The organism is Priestia flexa NBRC 15715, from assembly GCF_001591565.1.
GTDB classification, from domain to species: domain Bacteria; phylum Bacillota; class Bacilli; order Bacillales; family Bacillaceae_H; genus Priestia; species Priestia flexa.
Genome location: NZ_BCVD01000132.1, coordinates 1 through 9,901 on the forward strand (window position 1 = coordinate 1; position 9,901 = coordinate 9,901).

The following is a 9,901-nucleotide window of genomic DNA, read 5'->3' on the forward strand; positions in this document are numbered from 1 at the left end:
AAACCCTTTTTGACATTATTAGAACATGTAGGCACTTTTCACATCACGTGAATATCACTGACTTTGATCATCCAGTCTCCAGACTTATTTTCATAAATATTGCACTGAAGTGTTAAATTACTGCGCTCATTATCGTAATACAAATCAAAATCGACCATATAGATTAATTTAGGGAATTGCTTCTTCACATTTTTCTTACCCAAACTAAAATGTGGAGCATCCGGTTGATCAATATAGAAACCATCTTCTAATTGATCGTAAGCTACTTCGGGAGGAAGTGTCATAACTCCTGGATACAAACTCAACTCTTCTTTTAAATTACTTATCTCGCTATCATCCTCTAATGGGAGAGACTCTATATTATGTTGAACTAATTCTTGTACAATGCCTTTAATCAGTTCTTTAACTTTATTAACATTTTCCATTAAGACAGTACTCCTTCTTAGGATTAGCTCCTTACCATTCTCTCCACTCTTCTGTTATATCTTCTTCAAACTCTAAGCCAGCTCGATTAGCCGCTTCCATAATGAACTCACACAATTCTTCTCTTTCTAATGTTTCAATAAAATAATCGAACTGTTCATTGAGATCATTTAAACTTAGCACTACTTGTTTTACGTAACGCAAGATATCTTGTTCTATATCTTTAGACTCTTTCAAACTATTTAAATAAGTGTCTAGAATTTCATCAGTCGCTTTAATGTTCTCGACAGTGAACAGTTCATCTTCTTCCATTCTCTCTTGCCATTCTAGGGTTGGTTTACTATCTTTTAATTCTTCCATCTTGTAATCCCCTTTATGTTTTTTTATGTTTACTTCTTAACTTACTGACATACACACTAAAATAGAATGGGACTTATGTATTCCGAATGACTTACAGGTAGCGGGCTATAAAGAAATAATTAGTGATGAAGACGTATACACTGAAGGTGAAATCTCGCTTATTGGGGAGCTTGAGTGACTCCCCTTTGTCCCTCGTCACTGCACTTTTAAATATCGTAAAGTTTTTAGCTTCTACTGCATATCATCAACTTATTACCAAATCGAAAACTGACTTAACGTCCTCCTGCCCTTCGTAAGCTTCAAACTGAATATCACCGAGCTTCGTTCCGACATCAAACTCACCCATTAAGCTATCAAGCATGGTGATTATTTTTTTATATAAATTTGAAAATTCACATCTTTTAGTTGATGACAAACACTATTTTTTTCATTACAATTGTAATATTACTGTAATATTTATTGAAATTAAACACATTTTTTCTAGTTAGTTGTAATTTAAGAATGAAACAAAACGATCAAACTATAAACGCACATAAAAGGTGAAGACATGAAAAAAAAGGTGCTTATACTGAGCTTGTCGATGTTCGGATTATTATCCACAAATACGTTTATACCGACCAAGGTGCTGGCTACTACTGCCGTGGAGCCCAATGAAAATACCGCTCCTGAAGAGGAGTTGGACGTGCTGTATGAACGCGTATATGATAATGGCTATGCGCTTGGAGAAAGCGATGGCTATAGCGGTGAGAAATTCATAAGCTTTGACGGAAACAACCAGCTTGCAGCTTATCCCTCAGAAGCTGCAAGCTGGTTCATGCTAGGCTATTCGGTCGGCTTTGAAAGCGGAAAGCGAAGTAAGACAGAAGAAGAAAAGACTGAAAAAGAAACCGATTATAGCGCTGGTGAAAAAGCAGGATACGAAATCGGAATTCAAGACTATGAGAACGCGACGGTCGCTTATACCCCTCCCACTATGAAAAGCAAGTCGGCTGACTGGAACGAAGGCTTCACGTTTGGCTACGAAAAAGCGATTGAAACGATGGATCTTTCTGTAAAAGCAAGAGAAGAAGGATACCAGCAAGGCGTACAAGATGAAGCAATGTCGGTACCAGAGCTTTATACCGAAGACCCTATGACGCAAAAAGCATTTGAAGAAGGCTTTCAAAAAGCAATGAACGAAAAAGAAGCGGCTAAAAATGTACAGTATGAAAAAGATGGCTATAAGCTTGGATACAGCATGGAGCCACTCGTTGTTCCCGATGGTCTTACGCCTGCCGGCACCGAAGCATTTACAAAAGGTTACAATAAAGGTGAAAAGAAGCGCTTAGAAGATGTGAAGATGGAAGGATTTAATGCTGCTTTTCTGAATGAAAAGTACAAAGTACCAAAAGTGTATGAATCGAATGTTCAGCTTCTAGAAGTCTACCAACAAGGATTTGTTTCTAATAAAAAAGCAGCCCAGTTCAAAAAACAAGCGTACCAAGACGGCTGGAAGTTAGGCACCAAAATGGATGTTCCCGCTGCCTATAAGAAAAACAAAGCAGCGGTGACAGCGTATAAAGAATACTATCAGATTGGCCAAGAAAAGCAGGAAAAGACAGTTTACGACGTGTTGATTGCCCTTGGTGTCTTGCTGAGTGGAATTGGCTTATTCCGCGTGATTAGAAAGCGCAAGAAAAAGGGAGATTTTTCAGTTTAGCTCCTCTTCTTTTTTATACTCTTACTTTTGGCTTGGTTTTTCCATTGTTTATTTTTGGAATCGGAACTCTTAGAAAACAAAATCTACACTTAAAGCAGTGAAGTACTTAGTTTTTGTTCTGTTGCATATTAAACTCCCTCACTCATAAAGGTTGAAATGGGGGAGTTACAAGCGATTCTATCTAACTTCTCCTTCACAGCTAAACACACAAATCACATTCGTTTCTTTTTCTTCATCATAATGCAGAAGCATCCATCTATCAGGCTTTACCTGCTGCACCGTTAACATATAATCTGCATGCACCACATGGCGAGGCAACACAGCAATGATCTTGCCCCTTCCGTTATGAATTTGAATAGGCCCCTTGTTGCTTTCCACTAAATAAAACAGCACATTATCTTTGCTAACATAGATGTGCTCTGGATTTTCTGCTTGGATAAAAGTTGAGTCTGCTTTCATTTTGGTAAAGGTAATTTTGTTCATATTTCTAAAACCTCACTGTTTGCCGTTTTATTGTTCGTAATAGTATGCTTTTACTCCTGGATAGTTTTTCCCTTTTTCTTTTAACACACAAAACTTCTTAAACAGCGGATAGTCATTTAAGCGACGGTTGTTTAAAAGTTTTGTTTCAATTGGTTCCATCTAATCGCACTCCGTTTCTTGCTGTTGGCTTTAGAGATAGTCGAATAAACAAACGACCCTCCTCTTAAGGAAAAATTATACAATCTAAAACAATAGAAAGATAGTAGTTTTTGAGTTAAAGTTCAAACAAAAAAGCGCCCCTTCCAAAAGGGCGCTTTCTATTACATGTCTTCTTCTACCACTTGACGATTTTTCTTCAATAGCTTCGATAATGCTTCATAGACAATTGGTACAATGACTAGCGTTAACAGCGTTGAAGATGTTAACCCACCGATTACGGTGATGGCTAATCCTTTTGAAATTAGTCCCGCTCCGCCTGCACCGAACACCATTGGAGCCATTGCACCTATCGTTGCGATTGCTGTCATCAGAATTGGACGAAGTCGCGTTGATCCTGCTTCAAGAATCGCGTCACGAATGGACATTCCCGCGCGCTCCATTTCAATGATGCGGTCTACAAGTACAATGGCGTTGGTTACAACGATTCCAATTAACATCAGAAGTCCCATCATAACGGATACGGAAATCGTTTCACCTGCAATCCACAGTCCGACAAACGAACCGATAACTGCAAACGGCAGTGAGAATAAGATCGCAAACGGTGCTAAACCTTCACCGAACGTTACCACAAGGATAAAGTAAACGATGAGAATCGCTGCAAGCATCGCTACGCCTAGCTGCGTAAAGGATTCCTGCATATCCGCTGCCACTCCGGCAACGTCTATTTTTACACCATTTGGTAAGTCAATGTTGTCAATCTTTTTATCGGCTTCAGCCGTTGCTTTTGATACGTCGTCGCCGACAATTTTACCAGAAATCGTTGTGTAGAATTCACCTTTGTTACGAGCAAGCGTCGTATAGGTTGTTCCTTCCTCTACCTCTACAATTTCAGATAAAGGCATTGCTGTTCCTTGAGCCGTTGGAACCTGTGTTTCTAACAATTCATCCATTGATTTTGGCTCTTTTTTTGCATCGCTTTGAACTGTAACGTTGACTTCTTCTCCGTCTTTTTCAACGGTAGTCAGCACGTCACCAATATTTTGTGCAGATAGCGCTCCTGCAATTTGTGCTGTTGTTAACCCATATTGCAGAAGCTCTTGTTGATTTATTTTCATCATGTGCTCAACGTATGGATTTTCAAAATCAGATTTGACGTTTTCTAATTCTTTTACGTCTTTTAATGCTTTTTCAACGTCTGAAGCTGCTTTATTTAAGTCGTCTAAATTCTTGCCGTATAGCGTATAGCTTACTTCATCAGACGACATGCCGCCCATGCCAAAATCCTGTGACTTCCATTCACCTGACTGGTCAAGGTTTGTTGCGTAGTCAATGACTTCTTCTTTTACGTCAGCAAAGTTCTTCACATCTTCGTCAAAGAATAAGTACATCAACGCTCCGCTTCCGCCACCCATCATGACTGCTGATGCGTCTGTGCTTGTTTCGTCATTGATTGAGAACTGAATTGTTTCTAAGTCATCACGCTTCATGAAATGCTCTTCAACTTTTTCAACATTTTTGAGCGTTTCTTCTTTCAACTCACCAGCCGCTGGCGTATACGTTAAGTACACAACTTTTTCTTCTTCTGAACCCATGAAGCTAAAGCCAATGAGCGGTGTTAAAGCAAGTGACCCTACAAGTAATACAACTGCGATTAAAGATGCAATAATTTTATGGTTTAAGACTTTTCCTAGGAAACCTTTATACCAGTTTGCTAGTTTTCCACCTTCTTTATGCGCTTTTACTTCTTTTTCACCCGATAAGTTTTTACGGAATAAGAAGTGGGAAAGCGCTGGTACAATCGTAATCGCAACGAGTAGTGATGCTCCTAACGCGAATGCCATTGTTAAAGCAAACGGTCTGAATAATTCACCAACCATACCGCCAACAAACATGAGCGGCGCGAATACAGCAACCGTTACGAGCGTAGACGAAAGAATTGGTTTAAACATTTCAATCGTTGCTTCACGAATTAACGCGCGGCCACGAAGTTTTTCGTCGGACAAGTTCATGCGTCGGTAGATGTTTTCCACTACGACAATCGAGTCGTCAATAACACGACCAATGGCTACTGTGATAGCCCCTAGCGTCATAATGTTTAGCGTAATATCAAGCCAGTTTAGTAGCAGTAGTGCCATGAAAATGGAAACTGGAATTGAAATGATTGAGATAATGGTAGATTTAATGCTGCGCAAGAACAACAAGATGATGATAACGGCGAATAAACCACCGAATAGCGCTTTTTCTACCATCGTAAATACGGATTCTTCAATCGGTTCACCTTGGTCTAGCGTTACGTCGATTGCTAAGCCATCAATCTCTTTTTCTTGATCTTTAATTAAATCTTTCACCGCATTAACAACTTCTACGGTATTTGCTTCCTGCGTTTTCGTAATTTGAATTGAAATCGCATCTTTTCCATTTGTGCGCGAAATAGATGGCACTTTACCAACCGTTTCAATTGTTGCAATATCTCCTAGCTTCACAAACGGACTTTGGTTTTGAGCAGTTGGTGTAACTGGAATTAACACGTCTTTTAAGTCTTCAATCGTTGTGATATCACCATCGAGTGAAACAGCTTCTTTCCCTGTTTCAAATTCTTTTAAGCCGAGTGATAGTGACATATCGCTTGCTTGAACCATTTCTTTGACTTTGTCTTCTGTTAAGCCAAGCTCTTTCATTTTGTCTTGATTGTAGACAAGGTTTACCTCTTCAATATGTTGACCTGTGAGCGTTGCGCCTGCTACGCCGTCGATGTTTTCAATTTTAGGAAGAACCGTGTCTTGTACTGTTGAAGATAACTCAACAATGTCTTCCTTATCGCTGCTGATGGATAACGCAACAACTGGCATCATGTTCATGCTGATTGCCATAACCGATGGCTCTTCCGCGTCTTCCGGCAGCGTGACGTTATCAAGCGCCGCTTCTAGCTCACGCTTTTTCTCATCCATATCCACACCGTACTCATATTCGATTTGAACCTGAGATACGTTGGCAGATGAGTTTGAGTAAACAGCCTTCACATCTTCTAAGCCTTCGATATTTTGTTCCATTGGTCTTGATATGTCTTCCATAACCTGTTCTGCCGTCGCTCCTGGATACACGTCCATCACGATTAGGTACGGAACAGAAATATCAGGTATGCTTTCCATTTTCATTCTTGTTCCAGCATAAATACCCGATACGGTGACAATAATCGTTAATAACCATACGGCTAACTTATTCTTTAAAACGAAATTAACTAACCCCTTCAATAACTAGCACCTTCCTTTTTGCTTAAGTGTCATGCATTCGGTATAATTTTAAACTGACTGGTCAGTCAGCACAAAATCAACTATAATTGTCCTAGTGATTATCTGTCAACTATTTTGATAAGGAACGAAAAGATACCATAACGAATTAAGAGGTTTTGGTCTCTTAAAATACGGGGAAACTAAGTGTTTAAGGAGGGTTCTTTCATGACTGAGAAGAATACACAAATTATTGAAGCTGGAATGAAGCTATTTGCAAACAAGGGGTTTTCGGCAACCTCGGTTCAAGAGATTGCAACGGAAAGCGGCATTTCAAAAGGGTCGTTTTATTTACATTTTAAATCCAAAGATGATTTATTATTAGCGATCTTGCAGCATCAATTTGCCATAATTAGCGAAGCATTCGATAAACAAACAGCGACCAATCAGAGCCCTCGGGAAAAGTTTATTCACCAGCAGGCCGCATGGTTTTCACACTTTATTAACCACCGCGAATTTTTCATTATGCTTGCCAAAGAACAAGCTATTCCGCGAAATGAAACGGTTAAGAAGCTACTGTTTGAAAAACAAATGGAAGCGCACCGCTATTATCGTCAAAGCATGTTAGCAATCTATGGTCCAGACGTAGAAAAGTATTCGTGGGACTTAACGTTTCTAATTGACGGAATGATTCATTCATATATGCGCGTCATCTTGCTGTCAAATGAAGACATAGATCTAACAAAACTTGCAAATTTCATTTTGAGCAGAATGGACAGCATCGTAAAGGATATTCATAACGATACTCCCCTACTCACGAATGACAAAGCAAACGAACTATTATCTCGCTTCCTTTTTGATAATGAAACAAACCTTGAAAAAATTGTAGCCAACTTAGAAGAAGAAATTCAAAAGCTAGACGAAGAAGAGCTATTCGTAACGCTTCAAGTGATTAAGGAAGAAATAATGAAAGAAAAGCCGCGAATTCCTGTTATTCAAGGAATGCTTTCAAACTTTGACGATTATCCTAGCCTCCATCATTATCGAAACGTCATTTTAGGTTATTATGCAAACAAACAATAAATTCAGGAAGCTAGTCCCCTACCTTTACACAGGTAAGGGACTTTACTCTTTTCTATGTTTGTTCCTTATTTGCTACTGTATGTTACTTCTATTTAACTTTAGAACCCAGTCTATAATCTATGAAAAGGAAAAATATATTTCCCCTCCATCTTCACTTCGCATATAGTCGATTCGCAAAGAATGCGACATTTTTCAACCACCTTTTAAACACTTCTCTTTCTCTACCGATATAGTAAATATACTGAATGAGTATCGCGATTGAAGCAGGCACATCGTTTGCCACGATTAATGATGCAATTATGGGCTTAGCGGCTCAAATTCAAGAAGTAACGGCAACCATCGAGGAAGTATCAAACGGAACTACCGCAGTAACAAATTCCATCACCCAAGTGAAAGCCGTATCCGAACAAGCGGCTGGCAGCTCGCAAAATGCATCCGCTGCCACGCAAGAACAGCTCGCTTCAATGGAAGAGATTACAGCTTCAGCTAACTCTCTTGCAGAGTTGGCTGAAGAACTCCAGGAGTCCATTCGACATTTCAAAGCATAATGGCCACCCGCTTTTGCGGATGGCTTTTTTATTTATCCAGACAATTTTTTATGACTCTAAATTTTTAGGCAAATAGTCCGATATATGTAGTAGCTACAATATGCATTTAATTTTATTTTCAAAGGAGAAAACGGATGAATATTCTTCGTAATTTAAAGCTTTCATTGAAATTTTTCATTTTACTTACCATAGCCTCTATTTCTCTCATCATTGTTGGAACGATTGGCTACCTATCCACCCAATTCACTGCTCGTGGATCTGAGATTATGTATACGGAACAATTAATTCCAAACAGCCTTGTTCAACAGATTCAGACCAACAACCGCGCGCTAGATACGTTTGTTTTAGAAATGATGATTACAAAGGAACCACGGCGTAACGGAGAGCTGAACACTCAGATTACTAGTATCCTTCGTACACAGGACAAAAACTTAGAAAAACTCAAAAAAATTAAGATGTTACCAGAGCAAGAAAAAGCACTGGCATCCTATGAAGATAAGCTTGATGAATTGCGAGACTTACGCAATCAGACAATTGAGTTAGCAACCACAAATAAAAAGGACGAAGCATATGAGTTATATACAAGCGAAGTCGCCCCTGTTCGTAGTTTTGCGAATCGCTATTTGGCAACGCTTCAAGAATTAAATACACAGCAAGCCGAAGTTATCTATAAACAAAACCAACAAGATGCTAAAGAAGCAACAAATTTAACAATGATTGTAGCAGGTGTGGCGCTTCTTTTATTAATAACTATTGGCACCTTTATTGGTCGCTTAATTGCACAACCAATTCGAGAACTGCGCACGTTAGCCTTACAAGCAGCTGACGGTGATTTCACTGTCAAAAGCACTTACAAATCAAAGGATGAAATTGGAGTTTTGACAAATGCGTTCACAGATTTAATTCAGAATACTCGACGCGTCATTCAAACTACCAATATGACGTCTGAGCAGGTCGCAGCCTCTTCACAGCAGCTTAGCGCCAGCGCTCAGCAAAGCACGGCGGCAAGTCAGCATATTTCAAGCGTGATGCAAGAATTAGCTGATGGTGCAACGCAACAAGTCAGCTCTGTTGAAAAGTCAATGGCAGTTATTGAGAATATGGCAATGTCCTCAAGCGTTGTATATGACCATATCGACAAAGCAGCTACAACAGCTAAAGAAGCATCTCATTTATCTGCAGAAGGTAGCACAGCCATTCAAACGGTTAATACACAAATGAACTCTATTAACGATACGGTCATTGGCTTATCAACCGTGTTTCAAAGCTTAGCCGAGCGCTCAAACGAAATTGAGCGTATTAACGAAGTGATTACAAATATTGCGGGCCAGACAAATCTCCTGGCGCTAAATGCAGCAATTGAAGCTGCTCGTGCTGGTGAGCACGGGAAAGGATTTGCAGTTGTTGCCGCTGAAGTGCGTAAATTAGCTGAACAGTCAGCTCAATCAGCCGAGCAAATTGCAGCGCTTGTTACGCTTATCCAGAATGAAACGAAGCAAACTACAGAGTCAATTGACTCCGCTTTGGCAGAAGTAAAAGAAGGAATGGACGTAACAACAAAAGCCGGTACGTCGTTTGCAACAATTAACAAGACGGTAACGGATTTAGCGGCTCAAATTAAAGAAGTGACCGCAACGGTAGAAGAACTATCGATTGGTACCGCTCAAGTAACGCAAGCTGTTTTTGAAGTAAACGGCGTCGCCGAAGAAGCAGCAAGCAGTACACAAAATGCAGCTGCTGCAACGGAAGAGCAGCTTGCTTCGATGGAAGAAATAACAGCTTCCTCTACTGCTCTAGCAAGTCTTGCACAGGAACTCCAAGAATCAATTCAACGATTCAAAGTCTAAAAAAAGAGGCTGAGACATAAGTAATCCAGCAAATGATAAACCTGAACAGTTGAGAGTTCCTGACTTTTAATC

General features: G+C 39.7%; 9 protein-coding genes. 4 read left to right on the top strand and 5 right to left on the bottom strand.

What is annotated here, in order from left to right:
• Window positions 1-38 precede the first annotated feature (38 nt).
• Together BFL01S_RS17055 and BFL01S_RS17060 are read right to left on the bottom strand one after the other, a co-directional pair.
• On the bottom strand, window positions 39-425 hold the full coding sequence (locus tag BFL01S_RS17055; RefSeq protein WP_061786423.1) for a DUF7668 domain-containing protein: 387 nt from the start codon (window positions 423-425) through the stop codon (window positions 39-41).
• Between the two features lie 31 nt (window positions 426-456).
• The gene (locus tag BFL01S_RS17060) at window positions 457-783 is read right to left on the bottom strand and encodes a hypothetical protein (protein WP_061786424.1); all 327 of its coding nucleotides are present in this window, start codon (window positions 781-783) and stop codon (window positions 457-459) included.
• A 547-nt stretch (window positions 784-1,330) separates the two neighbouring features.
• Between BFL01S_RS17060 and BFL01S_RS17065 the strand changes: the two genes are divergently transcribed.
• Complete coding sequence (locus BFL01S_RS17065) at window positions 1,331-2,482, top strand: hypothetical protein (protein WP_061786425.1); 1,152 nt, start codon at window positions 1,331-1,333, stop codon at window positions 2,480-2,482.
• Between the two features lie 177 nt (window positions 2,483-2,659).
• Here BFL01S_RS17065 and BFL01S_RS17070 read toward each other — a convergent pair whose 3' ends face one another.
• The 3 genes from BFL01S_RS17070 to BFL01S_RS17075 all read right to left on the bottom strand — a co-directional run bounded on the left by BFL01S_RS17070 (window position 2,660) and on the right by BFL01S_RS17075 (window position 6,375).
• A complete protein-coding gene (locus tag BFL01S_RS17070; RefSeq protein WP_061786426.1) occupies window positions 2,660-2,965 on the bottom strand; it encodes a hypothetical protein in 306 nt (101 codons plus the stop codon).
• A 27-nt stretch (window positions 2,966-2,992) separates the two neighbouring features.
• The gene (locus BFL01S_RS21315; protein ID WP_257788888.1) at window positions 2,993-3,124 is read right to left on the bottom strand and encodes a hypothetical protein; all 132 of its coding nucleotides are present in this window, start codon (window positions 3,122-3,124) and stop codon (window positions 2,993-2,995) included.
• A 161-nt stretch (window positions 3,125-3,285) separates the two neighbouring features.
• Complete coding sequence (locus BFL01S_RS17075) at window positions 3,286-6,375, bottom strand: efflux RND transporter permease subunit (protein WP_061786427.1); 3,090 nt, start codon at window positions 6,373-6,375, stop codon at window positions 3,286-3,288.
• Window positions 6,376-6,579: 204 nt separating this feature from the next.
• On the opposite strand from BFL01S_RS17075, the gene BFL01S_RS17080 reads away from it, so the two are divergent.
• From BFL01S_RS17080 to BFL01S_RS17090, 3 genes are all read left to right on the top strand, one after another.
• Window positions 6,580-7,434, top strand: coding sequence for a TetR/AcrR family transcriptional regulator (locus tag BFL01S_RS17080; protein WP_061786428.1), 855 nt, complete (start codon window positions 6,580-6,582; stop codon window positions 7,432-7,434).
• 245 nt (window positions 7,435-7,679) lie between these two features.
• Entirely contained in the window at window positions 7,680-7,982 is a 303-nt protein-coding gene (locus tag BFL01S_RS17085) for a hypothetical protein (RefSeq protein ID WP_061786429.1), read from the top strand.
• Between the two features lie 134 nt (window positions 7,983-8,116).
• The gene (locus tag BFL01S_RS17090) at window positions 8,117-9,829 is read left to right on the top strand and encodes a methyl-accepting chemotaxis protein (protein WP_061786430.1); all 1,713 of its coding nucleotides are present in this window, start codon (window positions 8,117-8,119) and stop codon (window positions 9,827-9,829) included.
• Window positions 9,830-9,901: the final 72 nt, after the last annotated feature.

Excerpts from the sequence above, each read along its gene's own strand:
- BFL01S_RS17055 (WP_061786423.1), bottom strand. The coding sequence starts at position 425 with ATGGAAAATGTTAATAAAGTTAAAGAACTGATTAAAGGCATTGTACAA.
- BFL01S_RS17060 (WP_061786424.1), bottom strand. The coding sequence starts at position 783 with ATGGAAGAATTAAAAGATAGTAAACCAACCCTAGAATGGCAAGAGAGA.
- BFL01S_RS17085 (WP_061786429.1), top strand. The coding sequence starts at position 7,680 with ATGAGTATCGCGATTGAAGCAGGCACATCGTTTGCCACGATTAATGAT.
- BFL01S_RS17080 (WP_061786428.1), top strand. The coding sequence starts at position 6,580 with ATGACTGAGAAGAATACACAAATTATTGAAGCTGGAATGAAGCTATTT.
- BFL01S_RS21315 (WP_257788888.1), bottom strand. The coding sequence starts at position 3,124 with ATGGAACCAATTGAAACAAAACTTTTAAACAACCGTCGCTTAAATGAC.
- BFL01S_RS17070 (WP_061786426.1), bottom strand. The coding sequence starts at position 2,965 with ATGAACAAAATTACCTTTACCAAAATGAAAGCAGACTCAACTTTTATC.
- BFL01S_RS17090 (WP_061786430.1), top strand. The coding sequence starts at position 8,117 with ATGAATATTCTTCGTAATTTAAAGCTTTCATTGAAATTTTTCATTTTA.
- BFL01S_RS17065 (WP_061786425.1), top strand. The coding sequence starts at position 1,331 with ATGAAAAAAAAGGTGCTTATACTGAGCTTGTCGATGTTCGGATTATTA.